Annotated in this window: 18 protein-coding genes; 12 read left to right on the top strand and 6 right to left on the bottom strand. The window is 66.3% G+C overall.

Annotation, left to right across the window (positions count from 1 at the left end):
- Positions 1 to 9 precede the first annotated feature (9 nt).
- The 5 genes from KDG50_11020 to KDG50_11000 are packed head-to-tail and all read right to left on the bottom strand — an operon-like array spanning position 10 to position 4,044.
- The gene (locus tag KDG50_11020) at positions 10 to 1,347 is read right to left on the bottom strand and encodes a (Fe-S)-binding protein (protein MCB1865955.1); all 1,338 of its coding nucleotides are present in this window, start codon (positions 1,345 to 1,347) and stop codon (positions 10 to 12) included.
- A 29-nt stretch (positions 1,348 to 1,376) separates the two neighbouring features.
- Positions 1,377 to 2,033 carry a nitrate reductase gene (locus KDG50_11015; protein ID MCB1865954.1) on the bottom strand — a complete coding sequence of 219 codons (657 nt, stop codon included), beginning with the start codon at positions 2,031 to 2,033 and terminating at the stop codon, positions 1,377 to 1,379.
- Positions 2,030 to 3,124, bottom strand: a complete 1,095-nt coding sequence (locus tag KDG50_11010) for a hydrogenase small subunit (protein MCB1865953.1) — start codon at positions 3,122 to 3,124, stop codon at positions 2,030 to 2,032. Before KDG50_11010 ends, KDG50_11015 begins: the two co-directional genes overlap by 4 nt.
- The gene (locus tag KDG50_11005; GenBank protein MCB1865952.1) at positions 3,117 to 3,542 is read right to left on the bottom strand and encodes a hydrogenase expression/formation protein; all 426 of its coding nucleotides are present in this window, start codon (positions 3,540 to 3,542) and stop codon (positions 3,117 to 3,119) included. The genes KDG50_11010 and KDG50_11005 overlap by 8 nt, the downstream gene beginning before the upstream one ends.
- The gene (locus tag KDG50_11000; GenBank protein MCB1865951.1) at positions 3,529 to 4,044 is read right to left on the bottom strand and encodes a hydrogenase maturation protease; all 516 of its coding nucleotides are present in this window, start codon (positions 4,042 to 4,044) and stop codon (positions 3,529 to 3,531) included. Before KDG50_11000 ends, KDG50_11005 begins: the two co-directional genes overlap by 14 nt.
- 201 nt (positions 4,045 to 4,245) lie before the next feature.
- Here KDG50_11000 and KDG50_10995 point away from each other — a divergent pair, with 201 nt between their 5' ends.
- Genes KDG50_10995 through hypE form a run of 6 tightly spaced genes read left to right on the top strand, consistent with a single transcriptional unit; the run spans position 4,246 to position 10,044 of the window.
- Positions 4,246 to 4,488: a HypC/HybG/HupF family hydrogenase formation chaperone gene (locus KDG50_10995; GenBank protein ID MCB1865950.1), complete on the top strand. Its 243-nt coding sequence runs from the start codon at positions 4,246 to 4,248 to the stop codon at positions 4,486 to 4,488.
- The gene (locus tag KDG50_10990) at positions 4,481 to 4,843 is read left to right on the top strand and encodes a hydrogenase maturation nickel metallochaperone HypA (GenBank protein MCB1865949.1); all 363 of its coding nucleotides are present in this window, start codon (positions 4,481 to 4,483) and stop codon (positions 4,841 to 4,843) included. Before KDG50_10995 ends, KDG50_10990 begins: the two co-directional genes overlap by 8 nt.
- A 10-nt stretch (positions 4,844 to 4,853) precedes the next feature.
- Positions 4,854 to 5,657, top strand: coding sequence for a hydrogenase nickel incorporation protein HypB (hypB, locus tag KDG50_10985; GenBank protein ID MCB1865948.1), 804 nt, complete (start codon positions 4,854 to 4,856; stop codon positions 5,655 to 5,657).
- Positions 5,654 to 6,754, top strand: coding sequence for a hydrogenase formation protein HypD (gene hypD, locus KDG50_10980; GenBank protein ID MCB1865947.1), 1,101 nt, complete (start codon positions 5,654 to 5,656; stop codon positions 6,752 to 6,754). The genes hypB and hypD overlap by 4 nt, the downstream gene beginning before the upstream one ends.
- Positions 6,645 to 8,984, top strand: a complete 2,340-nt coding sequence (gene hypF, locus KDG50_10975) for a carbamoyltransferase HypF (protein ID MCB1865946.1) — start codon at positions 6,645 to 6,647, stop codon at positions 8,982 to 8,984. The genes hypD and hypF overlap by 110 nt, the downstream gene beginning before the upstream one ends.
- Before the next feature lie 4 nt (positions 8,985 to 8,988).
- Complete coding sequence (gene hypE / locus KDG50_10970; protein ID MCB1865945.1) at positions 8,989 to 10,044, top strand: hydrogenase expression/formation protein HypE; 1,056 nt, start codon at positions 8,989 to 8,991, stop codon at positions 10,042 to 10,044.
- 323 nt (positions 10,045 to 10,367) lie between these two features.
- Here hypE and KDG50_10965 read toward each other — a convergent pair whose 3' ends face one another.
- Positions 10,368 to 11,060: a Crp/Fnr family transcriptional regulator gene (locus tag KDG50_10965; GenBank protein MCB1865944.1), complete on the bottom strand. Its 693-nt coding sequence runs from the start codon at positions 11,058 to 11,060 to the stop codon at positions 10,368 to 10,370.
- Between the two features lie 260 nt (positions 11,061 to 11,320).
- Here KDG50_10965 and KDG50_10960 point away from each other — a divergent pair, with 260 nt between their 5' ends.
- The 6 genes from KDG50_10960 to KDG50_10935 all read left to right on the top strand — a co-directional run bounded on the left by KDG50_10960 (position 11,321) and on the right by KDG50_10935 (position 17,579).
- On the top strand, positions 11,321 to 11,473 hold the full coding sequence (locus tag KDG50_10960) for a hypothetical protein (GenBank protein MCB1865943.1): 153 nt from the start codon (positions 11,321 to 11,323) through the stop codon (positions 11,471 to 11,473).
- Between the two features lie 13 nt (positions 11,474 to 11,486).
- Entirely contained in the window at positions 11,487 to 11,969 is a 483-nt protein-coding gene (locus KDG50_10955) for a hypothetical protein (GenBank protein MCB1865942.1), read from the top strand.
- 17 nt (positions 11,970 to 11,986) lie between these two features.
- On the top strand, positions 11,987 to 13,609 hold the full coding sequence (locus KDG50_10950) for a cbb3-type cytochrome c oxidase subunit I (protein ID MCB1865941.1): 1,623 nt from the start codon (positions 11,987 to 11,989) through the stop codon (positions 13,607 to 13,609).
- 2 nt (positions 13,610 to 13,611) lie between these two features.
- Positions 13,612 to 14,244, top strand: a complete 633-nt coding sequence (locus tag KDG50_10945; protein MCB1865940.1) for a cytochrome c4 — start codon at positions 13,612 to 13,614, stop codon at positions 14,242 to 14,244.
- A 210-nt stretch (positions 14,245 to 14,454) separates the two neighbouring features.
- Positions 14,455 to 16,965: a heavy metal translocating P-type ATPase gene (locus KDG50_10940; protein ID MCB1865939.1), complete on the top strand. Its 2,511-nt coding sequence runs from the start codon at positions 14,455 to 14,457 to the stop codon at positions 16,963 to 16,965.
- A gap of 86 nt (positions 16,966 to 17,051) precedes the next feature.
- The gene (locus tag KDG50_10935; GenBank protein ID MCB1865938.1) at positions 17,052 to 17,579 is read left to right on the top strand and encodes a DUF177 domain-containing protein; all 528 of its coding nucleotides are present in this window, start codon (positions 17,052 to 17,054) and stop codon (positions 17,577 to 17,579) included.
- The last annotated feature ends 19 nt before the right edge of the window (positions 17,580 to 17,598 follow it).

Here is a 17,598-nt window from a genome sequence, read left to right as displayed (position 1 = left end):
TCACGACGGTCATTCATCGAGATTCTCGGCCACCAGCGACAGCAGTGACTCGATCGGCTTTTCCCAGTGGTTGTTGCGGGCGCCTTTCTCGAAGTTCAGCCGACATGACGCACAGGACAACACCACACCATCGGCGCCGGTCGCGTCGATCTGCGCCTGCTTGATCTTCCAGGCACCCTCACGCAGTTTCGCCGCGCTGTTGAGCAGGAACACACCGGCACCACCGCCGCAGCACCAGTTCACGGCGCGCGAGGATTCGGCCTCGTGAAAGTCCACGCCGAGGGCATCGAGCACTTCGCGTGGTTCATCGAAGACACCCGAATGCCGGCCGATCTTGCAGGGGTCATGGAAGGTGACGGACTTGTCCCGGCCGATCGGCCTGATCTTCAGTCGACCGGACTTCAGTTCACGTGCCATCAGTTCGGCCATGGTCAGGACCTCGAACGGCAGCGCCGCCTCGTCGATATTGGCCTGGTCCCAGCGCAGGGAAGGGTAGGCGTGGCCGCATTCGGGTACGAGCACGGTCTTTGCGCCAATCCTCTTTGCAGTCTTGACGATGCGGTCGCCCGCGCGACGCTGCAATGGCTCGAACCCGGACAGCATGCCGAAGTTCGCGGCCTCGAAACCGTCCATGTGCAGGGTCCAGTCGAGCTTCAGATGGTTGAGCACCTTGATCGCCGCGGCGATCTGGTCGGTGAAGACCATGACCTCAACGACTGAAGTCAGCAGCAGCACGTCCGCCTTGTCGCGGTTGAGCGGCACTTCGACTCCAATTTCCGCGCCGATCTTGCGGATCGCGGCTTCGGTCTCCGCCGGACCAATCCCGAACAGTGTCGAACCGGAATACTGTTCCTGCTCCATCGCACGCAGTTCGACCGGAATCAGCCCGGCGTTCGCGAAGGCCTGGCGCGAAACATTGACCATCGCCGGAATGTTGATCCCCATCGGGCAGACCATGAAGCAGCGGCCGCATTCGGTGCAGGAGTCGTAGACGAGTTCGATCCACTCGTTGACCTCATCGATCGTGATGTCCGGTGTCCACAGCCGCTGTAGCCAGCGCATCGGCGAGAGTTCGCGCCGGTACACCCGTTTGATCAGATCGAGCTTGCGAATCGGTGTGTACTTCGGATCGCGCGTGGCGTTGTAGTAGTGACAGGCCTCCGCACACTGCCCGCAGTGCACGCAGGCTTCCAGGTCCACGGCCATGCGCCGGTCCAGTTTCGCCAGGAACGTGGTCTTGACCTGCTGCAGGCGCTCACCGGGTGGGCACTCGGTCGGCCGCGCCATGCCGGGCAGCTGTTTCACGCCATCGAAGAACTGGTCGACGCGTTGTGATTCGACGGCCATCGTTCAGCCCTCCAAAATCCGCAGGCCGTTCATGCCTTCACCCCGCGCCGGCCGAGCGCCGCGCCAAGCTGAAAACGCGACGGAATGAACAGCAGTACATGCGCAAGCTTGCTGAAGGGCATCCACACGAACAGCAACTCCACGCACAGGAGATGAACGGCAAGCAGGGTTTCATACCGTGCGATCGGGACATGCGCGAACGCGAGCATGCCGGTCACCACCGGTGCCAGCGTCACGAGGTTGCTCGCGTAATCATCAAGGCCGGAAATCCTGCGCATCACCGGATGGGTCATCCGTCGCAGCACGAACGCAACCAGTGAGGCCGCCGTGAGTGCACCTGCGATCATGACGAGGTTGTTCGGCAGGCCCGGCCAGTGCGGCAGGCCGCTCAGGTCGGCGAACCACAGCATGTGCGGTGCGAACAGGAAGATCACCACGAACAGGCCGATGTGCAGCACATAGCCGGCCACCAGATGAAACAGGGTCGGCCGGATGAACTCGCGATGCGGCCAGAAGCGCCGGAACACCAGGCGCAGGCCGGCGCCGGCGCCGCCCTGGCGTGCGGTCGATCGATCGCGGCTACCGGTCATCAGCAGGGCGCCCATGATCCGCCACACCATTCCCGCGATCAGGATGATGACGGCCCAGTGCATGCCCGGTCCGCGCGCGAACTCCAGCAGGCTCACTTGGATTCCTCCGCGGCGGCGTCAAGCCGGGCCTGTACCTCGCGCTTCGGCGCACCCTGACGTGCACGCGCCAGCAGCGACGAGCCTATGCCCACCGCGGCACCGATGCCCGCGGCTGCGGCCAGGCCCTCGGCCGCCCCCCAGCTGCCCTGCGACAGCGATCGGTACAGCCCGCCCATATCCCAGAAGTTGGGTTCCGAACAGCCGATGCAGCCGTGCCCGGACTCGATCGGGAAGCTCGTGCCCTGATTCCACTTCGTCGTCGCACAGGCGTTGTAGGTGACCGGCCCCTTGCAGCCAAGCAGGTACAGACACCAGCCGTTTTTCGCGCCCTGATCGTCGAAGGTCTTCGCGAACAGCCCGCGCTCGTAGTACGGCCGCCGGTAACAGCGGTCGTGGATGTTCTGGCCGAAGAAGGCCTTCGGCCGGCCGAGATGATCGAGGTCCGGGATCGTGCCGAAGGTCAGGAAGTGAGCGAGCACCCCGGTGATCACCACCGGGATCGGCGGACAGCCCGACACGTTGATGATCGGCTTGTCGTGAATGATGTCCGACACCGCCTTCGCGCCGGTCGGGTTCGGCTTCGCGTGCGGCAGGCCGCCGAAGGCCGCGCAGGTACCGACCGCGATGATCGCCGCCGCACCGGCGGCGGCCTCTTCGAGCATGGCCAGGTTGGTCATGCCGGCAATCGTCGAGTAGACGCCGTCGTCCTTGGTTGGAATGGAGCCGTCGACCACCAGCAGATACTTGCCATGGTGTTCGCGCATGGCCTCCTCGCGCGCTTCTTCCGCACCATAGCCGGCCGCGGCCTGCAGCGTGTGGTGATAGTCGAGCGAGATGCTGTCGAAGATCAGGTTTTCGATGGTGGGCGTGTGCGAGCGCGTCAGCGACTCGGTGCAGCCCGTGCATTCCTGAAACGACAGCCAGATCACGGACGGACGTCGCGCGGCCTCGAGCGCCGCGGCGATGCGCGGCACCATTGCGGGTGGCAGGGCCATCATCGAGGCGGTGGCCGCGCAGAACTTCAGAAAGCCGCGCCGGCTCACGCCTTGTGCACGCAGCTGTGCGCCGAGGGTATCGCGTTCAGTCATCGCCACGGGCCTCCAGTTCGGAATGCAGACGATCCCGGCCGGCCCGCACATCTTCGTGCGGTGCGGCCAGCAAGGTCGGGCTAAAGGTGATCTCGATGCTTCGCGCCACGATCTCGTCGTGGCCGTTGCGATGAGTGACGAGCCACACGCCCGGGAAACGTGACTCGCGGATCTCGCTTGGACCGAGCGCGTCGAGACGGGCAAGGATCTCGCCGCGCCCCAGGGCCGCTTCGATCCGATCCTCCTCGCCGGGCCCGAGCGGAATCGATCGCAGATCGATCACATGGGTTTCGCCGGTCTCCAGCAGTCGATCGAGCGCATGGGCGATCTCGAACAGCAGCGGCTCGACATTGCCGGTGGGTACCGAGCCGGGACCCGGGCCGCACCCGGTCACGACGTCGAAGTCAGGCGTACGCATGGCGTGCATCGCTCGGGCGGGCTGGCCGCGAATCAAAGCCCCAGTCGGCCAGCAGTGCCTCGACGTTTCGACCGACCGCCGGCAACGCCGCCAATGCCGCCGGACCCGGGCAGTCACCCCAGCCGATCTCGGCCGGTTCGATGCCGATCAGCGCAATCTCCGCCGGCATGCGCCCCGACAGACGGGCGATATGCAGCAGGTCGCCGAGCCCCACCTCGTGGACGCTGCTGGCGGCGTGCGCGAGGTGATGGTCGATTTCGCTCCCGCGCAGCACATGCACGCGGCCGGGCGGGCTGCGTTTGCGCAGCGCGTCGATGACGATCAGGTGAGAGACGTTCTCGATCTCGACGGCCAGCGTAAAGCTCAGGGTCCCGGCGTCGATCAGGCGGATGCCGTGGCGTTCGCCATAGCCACGCTCTTCCAGCCAGCGAACGGCGTGGACGCCGATGCCGTCGTCGGTGAGCAACGTGTTGCCGATTCCAAGCACCGCGACCTGCTTCATTACCACGGATCCGCCCCACAGCCAGTTGCGGATCACGCTAGCACCGAGCACCGGGCATCCCGTTGACGTGAGTCAACAATCACCCTGCGTTTCAGGCGTTTAATCGGCCTATGTCGGACGAGTCTTCCGTGATGGCGCTTTTCCTGATCTGGGTCATGCCCGCAGCGGCGCGCCCGCTGCCATCGGCCGCAGAGTAGGCGCATGTGTCTCGCCATTCCGATGCGGGTGGAGGCAATCGACGGGTTCACGGCCCGTTGCGAGGCAAAGGGCGTCACACGCGAGGTCAGCCTGTTCATGCTGCCGCCTGGCGAGGTGGAAACCGGCGACTTCGTCATGGTCCATGTCGGCTACGCCATCCAGAAGGTCTCGGCCGCCGACGCCCGCAGCGCCTGGGAACTGTATGACCAGATGCTCGCCGCCGAGGACGCCGGCCCGGATGCATGAACTCGCGCTGTGTCAGGCCCTGCTCGACGAGGTCGAGCGGGTCGCGCGCGACCATCCGGGCATGCAGGTGGAGCGGGTTCAGGTTCGGCTTGGCCCGCTGAGCGGTGCCGAACCCGATCTGCTGAAACAGGCCTACACCGTCGCACGGACGGGAACGGTCGCGGCGCTTGCCGAACTGGAGATCGAACCGGTTGCGATCCGCGTGCGTTGCACGGCCTGCGCGGCCGAGACCGATGCCGCCAGCGGCCGACTGGTCTGCGGCGCCTGTGGTGACTGGCGCACCGAACTCGTCAGCGGCGACGAACTGGTGCTGCAAAGGGTCGAACTCGGCGCCGCACAACGACAACTGCATTGAGGGCCCGCTGATGTGCGACACCTGCGGCTGCAACATCACCACCGGCAATTCCCACCTGCTTGAAGGCGAGGGCCGGCTTGCGCACACGGCGTCGGGCGCCGAAAGCGTGGAGGTGCTGCGCGGCCTGATGACGGCCAATGATCACGCGGCCGCACACAACCGCGGGCACTTCGATGCCGCGGGCGTTCTGGTCATCAACCTGATGTCTTCGCCCGGTGCCGGCAAGACCGCGCTGATCGAGGCGACCGCCGACGCCCTGCGCGGCCGGGTGCGGCTGGCGGTCGTCGAGGGCGATCTCGAAACCGAAAACGATGCCGAGCGTGTGCGCGCAAAGGGCATCCCCGCGGTACAGATCACGACCGGTACCGCCTGCCACCTCGACGCGCATCTTGTGCACCATGCCCTGCACGAACTCCCGCTGGAGGGGGTCGACATCCTGTTCATCGAGAACGTCGGCAATCTTGTCTGCCCGGCGAGTTTCGATCTCGGTCAGCATCGAAACGTCATTCTGCTGTCCGTGCCGGAAGGCGACGACAAGCCGGCGAAGTATCCGGTCATGTTTCGCGCGGCCGATCTGGTGCTGCTGAGCAAGGCCGACCTGCTCGGCGTGCTCGACGACTTCGATCCGAAACGCGCTGAAACGGCGGTTCGCAACCTGGCGAGCCGGGCACCGGTGGTCCCCGTGGCCACGCGGCGCACACCGGAGCTGACGGCCTGGCTCGAATGGCTGGAGCGCGAACGGGTCGCGCATCGGGCCGCGCCACGCCGGTCGCAAGACCACGGCCATGCCCAGCCCGGGCACAGTCACCCGTGAGCGCCGAGGCCCGGACCTGGCTCGAGCGCATTCGCGCGCTGGACCTGCCGGGCCCGGTGCGCATCCTCAACGTCTGCGGCGGTCATGAACGCTCGATCAGCATGGCCGGGCTGCGCGGGGTCCTGCCCGCGGGAATCGAGCTGATTCCGGGGCCCGGATGCCCCGTCTGCGTCTGTCCCGAGGAAGACGTCTACGAGGCGATCGAACTCGCCCGCAACGAGCCGGTGATTCTGCTCGCGTTCGGCGACATGCTGCGGGTGCCGGTCAATCGGCCGAAGGCCGAACCGCGGTCGCTGCAGCAGGCCCGTGCCGGGGGCGCCGACATCCGTCCGATCGCCTCGCCGCGCGAGGCCGTGCGTGTCGCCGCTGAAAATCCCGGTCGCGAGGTGGTCTTCTTCGCGACCGGATTCGAGACCACCACTGCACCGGTCGCGGCCATGCTGGCCGAAGGCGTGCCGGCCAACCTCTCGGTGCTGCTCTCCGGACGACTGACCTGGCCGGCCGTGCGCATGCTGTTGGATTCCGACACGCCCGGCTTCGACGCGCTGATCGCGCCTGGCCATGTCTCAACGGTGATGGGCGCGGCGGAGTGGCGATTCGTGCCCGATGACTTCGGCATTCCCTCGGCCGTCGCCGGTTTCACGCCGGAATCGCTGCTGGCGGCGTTCTACTCGGTACTGCGCCAGCGCATCGAGGGTCGCGCGTTTCTCGACAACTGCTACCCGGAGGTGGTCAGCGATACCGGCAACGCCACCGCGCAGCAGCAGCTCGCCCTGACCATGAGCGTCGGCGCGGCCACCTGGCGCGGCATCGGCAGCATTCCGGCTTCGGGATTCGACATTCGCGAGCGGTTCGCAGCGCAGGACGCGCGCCTGCGCCATCCGCGCTATCGCGACGATGCCCGCAAGCGCGCGGGCCAGATGCCGCCCGGCTGCGATTGCGCGCGGGTCGTGCTCGGCCGCATCTATCCCAACCAGTGCCGCCTGTATGGTGCGGCCTGTACGCCGAGGACGCCGATCGGCCCCTGCATGGTTTCCGACGAGGGCGCCTGCCGGATCTGGTGGGCGAGCGGGATCCGTGAACGCGCAGCCGCCTGAACGCCACGCCGAGCGGGTGACGGTCGCCGGTTGCGTGCAGGCGGTCGGCTTTCGGCCGTTCGTGCATGCGCTGGCCACTCAACTGGGGCTTGTCGGCGAGGTGCGTAACCGCGCCGGGCAGGTCGTGATCGACATCGAGGGCGAAACGACGGCCATCGACGGCTTCTGTGTGCGCCTGATCGACGACGCGCCCTCGCTGGCCCGACCCACGCTGGCCTCGCGCGAGCGCATCCCGCCCGCGGGCATCGAAGCCTTTTCGATCGGCCGCAGCGTTGCGCAGGGGCCGGCCGAGGTGCATCTGCCGCACGATCTCGATGTTTGTCCGGACTGCCGTGCGGAGCTGAACGATCCGGGCAACCGGCGTTTCGGCCATCCGTTCATCAACTGCACGCAATGCGGACCGCGCTACACGATCATCGAATCCCTGCCGTATGACCGCCAGGCCACCAGCATGGCGGCGTTCGCGATGTGCCCGCGCTGTGCGGCGGAATATTCGGCCCCCTCCAACCGCCGCTTTCACGCGGAACCGCTGGCGTGTCCCGATTGTGGTCCGCAGCTCGAATACAAATCGCCCGGCCATGCGATCACAGGTTCGGCGGCGGCGCTCGCCGCCGCGGTTGACGCCCTGCGGCGCGGCCGGATCGTGGCCGTGCGCGGGGTCGGTGGCTACCACCTGCTGTGCGATGCGCGCGACGCCTCGGTCGTCGCTCGTCTGCGGGTGCGCAAGGGGCGACCGCACAAGCCATTCGCGGTGGTATTCGCGGAGGATGATCCTGAACTTGCCCGCAGTGTCGACTTGGACGCCTGTGCGCTGGCGGCCCTGCACAGTCGTGCCCGCCCGATCGTGCTGGTGCCGGCGCGGGCCGGTTCGCGACTCGCGCCGGCCGTCGCACCCGGCCTGAGCGAAATCGGCGTCATGCTGCCGTCGAATCCGCTCCAGCACCTTCTGGTCTCGCGATACGGTGGCCCGTTGATCGCCACTTCGGCCAATTTCAGCGGCGAGCCGATACTGACCGAGCCCGACGAGGTCGAGCGGCGCCTCGGCCGGGTTGCCGACGGATTCCTGCACCACGACCGCCGGATCGTGCGACCCGCGGACGACCCGGTCGTTCGGCCGGTCGCCGGCCGCGTTCGCGCAATCCGCCTCGGCCGCGGCAACGCGCCCCTTGAGTTGGAGTTGCCCGCGCCGCTCGCTTGTCCGACGCTGGCGGTCGGCGGGCATCTGAAAAGCTCGGTCGCGCTCGGTTTCGGGCGCCGGGTGGTGATATCGCCGCACATCGGCGACCTCGGCTCACCACGCAGCGCGGCCACGTTCGAATCGACCATCGACGCCTTTGCGCGTCTGTACCGGGTCGCGCCGGAACGCGTGATCTGCGACCTGCACCCGGACTATGCAAGCAGTCGCTGGGGCGTCGCCAGCGGGCTGCCCCTCGTTCGCGTGCAGCACCATCACGCGCACGCCTCGGCGCTCGCCGGTGAACATCCGCAAACGGGCGACCGGCTGGTCTTTGCCTTCGACGGCGTCGGTCTGGGCTGCGATGGAACCCTGTGGGGCGGGGAGGCGCTGGTCGGCGCAGCCGGGCGCTGGCAGCGCTACGCCAGTCTGCGGCCGGTTCGTATTCCGGGCGCCGAGCGCGCCGGGCGCGAACCTTGGCGCTCGGCGGCGGCCGTCTGCTGGGCGACGGGCGCCACGTTCGACGCCGCACAGTTCGATTCCGCGCTTGCGCACCAAGCCTGGGAGCGGGGTTTGAACACGGCGACCAGTTCGGCCGCCGGCCGGCTGTTCGACGCCGCCGCAGCGCTGGTGCTCGGAATCGAGGCGACCAGTTTCGAGGGCCAGGCGCCGATGCAATTGGCGGCCATCGCAAGTCGCGACGCGGCGCCGCTGAAACTGCCCGTCAACGCCGTCGACGAATGCCTGCGCATCGATTGGGGTCCGCTGATCGGCATGCTGCGTGATCGGTCACGCCCCGCAAGCGAACGTGCCGGGTGCTTTCACGCAAGCCTTGCCGGCGCCATCGTCGATGTCGCGACGCTCGCCCGCGAGGCGCATGGCGTAACCCGCGTGGGGCTCTCGGGCGGTGTGTTCCAGAACCGACTACTGGTGGAGCTGGCACAAACCGCGCTCGCCGCGGCCGGATTCGCGGTGGAACTGTCCGCGGCCGTGCCCGCGAACGATGCGGGCCTGAGCTTTGGTCAGCTCGTCGAAACCGTGGCGCTGGACGGCTGATCCGATGGGAACCTCGATGGCCGGCAACCGGCGTTCGAAGCGTGCGGAACTGACCGACACCCACATCGGACTCGCGCATGGCAACGGCGGGCGTTTCATGCGCGAACTGATCGACGAGGTCTTCGCCCGCGCACTCGCCAACCCGTTGCTGGACCCCAGTGCGGACGCCGCCTCGCTTCCAGTGCTCGACGGTGAACCGCTGGTGACGACCGACGGTTTCACGGTGCAGCCGCTGGAGTTCCCGGGCGGCGACATCGGTTCTCTGGCCGTACACGGCACAGTCAACGATCTGGCCGTGGCCGGGGGGCGGCCCCTGTATCTGACCCTGAACGCCTTCATTGAAGAGGGCTTCGAAATCGCGACGCTGGAGCGGATCGTCGCGAGCCTCGCCAATGCGGCGGCGGCCGCGGGTGTTGTTGTGGTTGCGGGTGACACGAAGGTTCTCAATCGGGGCGAGGGCGGCGGCCTGTATCTGGCGACCACCGGCGTCGGCGTGCGCGCGAGCCATGCGCGCTGGTCGGCCACTAACATCCGCCCCGGCGATACGGTGATCGTGAGCGGGCCGGTCGGCGATCACGGCATCGCCGTGATGCTGGCCCGTGAGGCCTTCGGTCTGCACGGCAATCTGCGCTCGGACTGTGCGAGCGTGCTGCCGTTGACCCGAACTGCATGGGACATGCCAGGGATTCGCTTCATGCGTGATCCGACGCGCGGCGGGTTGGCGACGGTTCTGCACGAGATCGCGCTGCAGACGGGTCTGCAGGTACGGGTGCGGGAACGGGCCATTCCGATACGCGATCCGGTGCGCGCGGTCTGCGAGATCCTTGGCTACGACCCGCTGTATCTGGCCTGTGAGGGGCGGGTGGTCGTCGTCTGCGCCGAACACTGCGCAGACGAGCTGCTTGCGCGCTGGCGCGCAACGCGGGCCGGCGCCGATGCCTGCGTCATCGGTGAGATCGAGCCGGCGCCCGGCACGCCGCGGGTGATCGCCGAAAGTGAGCTGGGTGGCGAACGCTACCTGGAGGAACTTGAGGACGATCCGCTGCCGCGCATCTGCTGAGGGAAACTCTGAACAATTCAGAGTTTCCCGCGGCACAGGGAAGTGCCGCCATTTTCAACGGATGTAAGACGTTGAAAATGAAAGAAAACGAAAAATGACACTTTTTCGGGCTCAAAGCTCTGGCAATCCGGGACGGATTGATCAGAGCTTCCCTGAGGAGACGCCGATCAAGCCACGATGACTTGATCGCAGTCGCCCTAAAAGGTTGTTGAAAAAGGCCCATCCATGGCCTTTTCAACCTCGCAACCGAAAAGCGTGGTTTTCGGGCGAGACCTCCCTGTCTCGCGTGATCAGGCTGTTGAAATGAGAATTTCAACAGCCTGCTAAAACAACGGCTTTGGCTCGACCATGTGCGGTTCGAAGCTCGCCAGGTGACCAAGGGTCGCGAGGTCGCGAAAGTGGATCTGGTGCCCATGCCGATCAATCAGTCCGCGCCGGTGGATTTCGGCGAGCGTGCGACTCACGTGCACGTTGGTCAGGCCGAGGGTGTCGCCGATCTCGTCCTGGGTCAGCGGCATTTCCAGCAGGTCGCCATTGATCGCACAGCGATCATGACAGCGATAAAACAGTTCCAGCAGCAGGTAGGCGATCCGCTCGATGGCGGAGCGACGGCCCAGGGCCTCGATGTGGTAGCGACCGATGTCGAGATCGCGCGCGATCATCCAAGTCATCTGCTGCGCGAGTGCGGAATTCTCGTTGATCAGCTCGCGCACGCGCGCACGCGGGAACGCGCACAGGATGGCCTCGGTCACGGTCGTGACCCCATGGTTCATCGGCCCGTCGATGTCGGACTGGAATCCCAGGAAATCACCGGGCAGGGCCACGTGCAGGATCTGACGCTGACCATTGTCGTTGGTGCGGTGCAGAATCGCCCAGCCGCTGAACAGCGTGTAGCAGTGCTCGACCCGCGCACCCTGATCGAACACGCGGGTATGTGATGCAAGCCGCAACTGACCGCTGCGATTGCGCTGGGTCCAGTCGAGCTGCGCGTCCGAAACGGGTCGGAACAGCGCCATCTGCCGCACCGGACACGCGGTGCAGGCAACGGTCTGTGCCAGCTTTTCATGGGAGCCTGGGGTTTTTGTTGTCATTCTGTTGCCGTGATATACGGCCGGCAGCCATCGGGGATTGATACAGGTTATAGCACCCGATTCCGGCGCGGCGCTAGGCTCGCTCGAATAACAACAAGGCCAGCACCGATGCACCACGGCAGGCTGGTCTGGGTCCCGACCCATCAAAAACGACAACCACAACCCAGTCAATACAGGAGGATTACATGGCCTCACTTTCGCCCGATCAGGAGCGCGCCATTCTGGAATCCGCTCCCAAAGGCACTTGGACGCTGATGCTGCTGGTCGCGCTCGGGTTTACCGCGGCGTGGCTGTTCATGTTTCTGGTCCGATTCCTCGGCCACGGCCCGGTGAACTGAAGGAGCACGCGCCATGCATGTCGATGCACTCGAAAAGAAATGGGTCTATGTGGCCATCCTGATGGCCGCTGTACTCGTCGGGGTCATGACCGCCTATGCGGTTGGCTCGAACATTCATCCTCCAAGCAACGTGGAGACCATCGATTCCACACGGCTGCACCTCACCAGCGAGTTTGCCGAGGACCAGTTGGGCGTAAAGCGCGATGGCAACGGAATCACCGTGACGATGGTTGCCGCCCGTTACGGATTTTTTCCGCAGCGGATCGAAGTGCCGGCCAACACGCCGGTGCGCTTCCGCATCGCCAGCGCCGATGTTCTCCACGGTGTTCACGCGCCGTACACGAACATGAGCACGATGGTCGTGCCGGGCTATGTATCCGAGGTCAACACGCAGTTTCCGCGTGCCGGCGAGTATCCCTTGCTGTGCAACGAATACTGCGGCTTCGGTCATGACTACATGTGGTCGCGGCTGATCGTCACGCCCAGCGGCTCCTGAACGCGGAGGTCACAACAATGCACGAACAAAAAACCGCGTCGCTCGCACTCGCAAACTGGTGGGTGGCGCTGATTTCATTCCTCGGCGCCTCTGTACTCGGCGTCTATCAGGTCGCCGAACGCAGTGGCATGTTCCCGGCGATTGAATCGCACGAGCTGTATTTCGGCTCGGTCACCACGCACGGCGTGCTGATGGCCTTTGTCCTGACGACCTTCGTCGTCATGGGTACCGGCTACCAGTGGGGCGTCTCAAGCCTGAAACGCCCGGTCTGGGGCGGCAGCGGTCTCGGCTGGCTGGCGTTCTGGGTCGCGCTGATCGGCGTGGCCATCGCGGCGTTCACGCTGCTCACCGGCCAGGCCTCGGTGCTGTTCACGTTCTATCCGCCGCTCGCGGCACACCCGCTGTTTTATCTGGGCGCGACCCTGCTCGTGGTCGGCTCCTGGATCTGGTGTGTGCAGATGATCATGTCGATGATGGCATGGAAGCGCGAGAACCCGGGCAAACCCGTACCGCTGGTCATGTTCGGCGTGGTCGCCAATGCGGTGATGTGGCTGTGGACCAGTGTCGGCGTCGCCTCGGAGGTGCTGTTCCAGCTCATTCCGTGGTCGCTCGGCATCATCGACACCATCGATATCGGTCTGGCGCGCACGCTGTTTTCGTGGACACTGCACGCAATCGTGTACTTCTGGCTGTTCCCGGCCTACATCGCAATGTACACGCTGGTTCCGAAGGCGGCCGGTGGCCGGCTGTTCAGCGACGAGATGGGGCGCATCGCGTTCATCATGCTGACGGTCATCTCCGTGCCGATCGGCTTCCACCACCTGTACATGGACCCGTTCCAGGCCGAGGGCTGGAAGTTCCTGCACATGTTCGGCACGTTCCTCGTGATGCTGCCGACGCTGTTCACGGGCTTCACTGTCATCGCGTCGCTGGAGGTCACAGGGCGCCTGCACGGCGGCAAGGGGCTGTTTGGCTGGATCGGCGCGCTGCCGTGGAAGGAACCGATCGTGCTGGCCTGCGGACTGGCACTCGTGATGCTGATCTTCGGCGGCTTCGGCGGCATGATCAACGCGAGCTACTCGATGAACGCGATGGTCCACAACACGCAGTGGATCACCGGACATTTCCACCTGATCTTCGGTGGCACGGTCGTGATCATGTACATGGGCATCGCCTACTACGAGTGGCCACGCATGACCGGCAAGGCCCTGGCCTCGCCGGGCATGGCGCGTGCCCAGCTGTGGCTGTGGACCATCGGCATGTTCGTGCTGACGATGCCCTGGCATCTGATCGGCATGCAGGGCCAGCCGCGGCGCGTTTCATCAACGCCGTATGACACTCCGCTGGTGGAGACGTGGGCCGCGAGCGAGGCGATCATGATCGTCGGCGGGCTGATTCTGCTGGTTTCCGCGCTGATGCTCGTACTGGTCCTGGTGCGCTCCCATGGCACGAAGTCCGCCACCGATGTCAGTTTCGGCTACGCCGAACCCATCCACCCGGTGCTTGCACTGCCGTCGTCACTGAACGGATTCAAACTGTGGAACATCATCCTGCTGTTCTACATGGTGGCCAGTTACGGCTATCCGATCGCGCAGTTCTTCCTGATGCCGACGCACGGCGCATTCGCCTGGGGGGTATGACAATGAAGCACACAAGCAAACTCCTCGCCGCGCTGAGTCTCGTTTGCGGTTCGGCCGTCGCCGGGCCATCGTCGAACGTGGCCTGGGATGGCGCAACGCGGACGCTGATCGCCGGCGGGGACGCCGGCCGGGGTCAGCAGCTCGCCGCGCAGTGCGCAAGCTGTCACGGCGCGGACGGCATGTCACCGACGGCGGTATTTCCGCATGTGGCGGGACAGCTGCCCGGGTATACCTTCAAGCAGCTTCGCGATTACAAGGACGGCACGCGCGCCGACAACCCGATCATGCGGGGCCTGACGGCGCCGTTGACCGATCAGGCCATGGCTGATCTTGCCGCGTTCTACGCATCCAAGCCGTTGCCGGCCGGGGCGAGCGGGGATGCGCCGACCCTGGTCACGCGCGGTGACGGCAAGCGGCTGATTCCGGCCTGCGCCACCTGTCACGGCCGTGCAGGTGCAGGCAAGGACGTCAATGCCGCGGCACTCGCCGGTCAGTCCAAGGGCTACCTCGCTGCAACGCTTCGCAACTATGCCAGCGGTGTTCGAGGCAATGACGTCTATGGCGTCATGCGTTCAATTGCGAAGGCCATGACTCCCCAGGAAATCGAAGCAGTTTCGAACTATTACGCCCAGTAGCACGGGACGTGCGCGGTCGAGGGTCCTCCTCCTCATCTCCTGATATTGACGGCACAGGGACGTGCCAGGCCTTTTTCCGGCGGGGAAGGGGAACTGGACTGTCGTCCGGGGCGATTCCGGCCTTACCCAAGCTGATCCGCTCGCCTGCTTGATGGACCTGAGACCACTCTGAAATCATCGCGGCTGGCACGATTCAAACCCACCCCAGCCGTGACTGAAGACTGCTTTCACTGCGGCCTGCCATGTCCGCAGCCGCCGCCGGACACCGTCATGATCGACGCTCAGCCGCGGACGATGTGCTGCGTCGGCTGCGCGGCGGTCGCCCGGGCCATCGTCGCCGCGGGTCACGGCGACTACTATCGCTATCGCGAGCGCAAGGCCGACCCGGCCAGCATCGAATCGCTACCGGCATTCCTTCGCAGCACCGAACTCTACGACGACGCCGCGCTGCAGGCGCGGTTCGTCAGACCCCACGACGGCCTGTGCGAGGCAACGCTGGTGCTGGAGGACATCCGCTGCGCCGCGTGCGTCTGGCTGAATGAGCGCCAGTTGCGCGCCACCGCGGGAATTGTCGACGTCGAGGTCGACTACGCGACCCATCGCGCCCGCGTCCGCTGGGACCCGGAGCAGATCGCGTTCAGCTCGATCCTCGACTCGCTGGCCGCGCTCGGTTACCGGGCGACCCCGTTTGATCCCGCCCACCGCGATGCGCTCGAACGTGCCGAGCACAGCCGCTCGCTGGACCGGCTGATCTTTGCCGGCGTGCTCGGCATGGCCGTGATGCATTTCTCGATCGCCGTGTACCTGTTCGGCCACGCGGATGAATCCGGCACGCTGCCGCTGTGGGTGCGGATCGGGCGCTGGTCAAGCCTGATCGTCACAACGGCGCTGCTGGCCTGGCCCGGTCGCGAATTCTTTGCGGGCGCGCTGCGCGACCTCGGCAACCGACGGGCTGGCATGGACGTCCCGATCGTGCTCGGGCTCTCGCTGGCCTGGATCGCGAGCACCTGGTCGACCTGGGCGGGTACAGGCGAGACCTATTTCGATTCGATCGCGATGTTCGTGTTTCTGGTGCTGCTGGCACGACGGCGCGAACTCGCCGGGCGGCGCATGGCCGCAGCCGGCCTGGACCGGCTGGCACGGGTGATTCCACAGACCGCGGAGCGGAGCACAGGCGAGGGTTGGGAAACCGTTTCGACCGCCGCGCTGGCCCCGGGCGACCGGCTCCGCATCGCCGAGGGTTCGGCCGTTCCGGTCGACGCGCGACTGCTCGCCGACGCGGAACTCGATGAGGCCGCGCTGACCGGGGAGGCCAATCCGGTGTTTCGTGCAGCCGGCAGCGTGGTGGCGGCGGGCGTCCTGAACACCGCGGCCCCGCTGGAGGTAGAGGTCGTGCATGCCGAACGGGATTCAGCCACCGCGCGCATGCAGTTGCTGATTGATTCGGCGAATCGCTGGAGACCGCGCGCCGCACAGCTTGCGGACCGGGTCGCCGGGTTTTTCGTGCTCGCGATCATCGCCATCGCCCTCGCAACCGCCGCGTTCTGGGGCGCGACAGACCCGGTGCAGGCCGTGCCAAACACGATTGCCGTTCTGATCGTGACCTGCCCATGCGCACTGGCCCTTGCCACCCCACTGGCGCTGGCGATGGGTATCGGTCGCGCCGCCGAAGCCGGCCTGCTGCCGCTCGATGTCGATCGAACCGAGGCGCTGGCCAAAGCCGACACGCTCCTGATCGACAAGACCGGCACACTGACCCGCGGGGTACCGCGCATCGTCGACGAACTCGCTCTGGACGGTGACCGGGACCGGGCGCTGAGCGTCGCCGCGGCACTCGAGGCCGGCGCCGCACACCCGTTCGCGCGTGCCTTCGCCGCAGCCGCCGGTGCCTCGCGGCTGGCCGCGGTGAACCAGCGCGTCATACCGGGGCAAGGGGTCGAGGCGGATATTGCCGGTCAACGCTGGTCAATCGGGCGGCTGGACGCCGCTGAACGTGACTTCAGCTCTGCCGCAACCGAGCGGGTCGGCGGCTGGGAACGGCTGGGCCACAGCGTGGTCGTGCTGCGTCGTGGCTCTGATCCCGTCGCACTGTATGCGCTCAACGACCCGTTGCGTGACGACACCGTTGCAACCCTTGCGGCATTGCGCGCACAGGGGATCACGCACATCGAACTGCTCAGCGGCGACCGCGCATCCGCCGTGGAACGGGTGGCGGCAAACGCCGGCATCATCGAGTGGCGCGCCGAACAGACGCCCGACGACAAGTTGCGCCGGGTTCGACAGCTTCAGGCGGCCGGGCGACGCGTCTGGATGGTTGGCGACGGCATCAACGATGCGCCCACGCTCGCGGCAGCCGATGTCGCAGTTTCGTTTCAGGAGGCCACCGAACTGGCCCGCTCGCACAGCCATTTCGTGCTGCTTGGCGATTCCCTGGCCGGGCTCGCGCGCGCGCGTGCGCTGGCGGTCGCAACGGCCCGAACCATCCGCGGCAATCTGGCCTGGGCGATTGCCTACAATCTGGTCGCCATCCCGCTGGCGATCGCCGGTTGGGTGCCGCCCTGGGGCGCCGCGCTTGGAATGTCGGCAAGTTCGCTGATCGTGGTCGGCAATTCGCTGCGGCTGCGTGCCCATGGGGCGGCTCCGCCCCCCCAAATGCCCGTCGCCACTGGCGAGGGCCAGGCCGGCCGGCCGCTGGACGCCGCGGGTGCCGTACCGCGGTGACCGCGACGGACTCACGTCCGGGCGCCGCGCCGCACCGTTACAGTCTTTTGACTGGGCTCGCTTGAAAAATTTACAATAGCCGGCTTATGTCCGCGCAGCTTGCGCAACGGGTCAACGTGCGAAAACTCGCGGCCGACCCCGTGCGTTTGGCCGGTGTCGTGCCGGGAGAGGCCCTCGAGCGACTGCGCGCCGCATCGCTAGGCATGACCGGTGAGGCGCGCGCGGAGCTTGAACTCGTGCGCCGTGACGGCCGGATCGAGGTACACGGCGCGGTGAGCGCGCAGGTACAGCTTCGTTGCGAGCGCTGCCTTGAGGTCGTCGACTGGCCGCTGGCCGGCGAGGTCTCGGCGGTGCTGGTGGGCTCGGCGGACCCGGTGGCCGAGCTTCCGCAGGATCTGGAGCCGGTTCTGCTGGACGACGACTACCTGGCCGTGCACGAGTTGGTCGAGGACGAACTTCTGCTGCTCCTGCCGATCGTCGCACGCCACGCAGAGGGGCAGTGCAGCCCGCCGGTGGCGCGCAATGCCGACGGCGCCGACCTCCGGCAGGCGCAGGAGGTTCGCAGGCCGTTTGCCGGCCTGCGCGATCTGCTCGACGGACAGGGCGAGGACTGATTGCAGCTCCGGCGACCGC

This window comes from Chromatiales bacterium (assembly GCA_020445605.1).
Lineage (GTDB): Bacteria > Pseudomonadota > Gammaproteobacteria > JAGRGH01 > JAGRGH01 > JAGRGH01.
This window is presented reverse-complemented; position numbering and strand designations above follow the sequence as displayed.